We start from the raw sequence: 325 nt of genomic DNA, 5'->3' as shown, positions 1-325 counted from the left end.
GTTCTAACCCAGACCCGTAAACCGGGTCGTGGACCGGGCATGGTAGGCAGTTTGACTGGGGCGGTCTCCTCCCAAAGAGTAACGGAGGAGTTCGAAGCTTACCTAGTTCCGGTCGGAAATCGGACTGATAGTGCAATTGCAAAAGGTAGCTTAACTGCGAGACCGACAAGTCGAGCAGGTGCGAAAGCAGGACATAGTGCTCCGGTGGTTCTGTATGGAAGGGCCATCGCTCAACGGATAAAAGGTACTCCGGGGAGAACAGGCTGATTCCGCCCAAGAGTTCATATCGACGGCGGAGTTTGGCACCTCGATGTCGGCTCATCAC

General features: G+C 55.1%; 1 rRNA gene. It reads left to right on the top strand.

Going from position 1 to position 325, the window contains the following annotated elements:
- Positions 1–325, top strand: a 23S ribosomal RNA gene (locus tag ACTHSP_RS23285); the annotation flags it as partial.

The organism is Neisseria sp. P0001.S005 (assembly GCF_051963715.1).
This window is presented reverse-complemented; position numbering and strand designations above follow the sequence as displayed.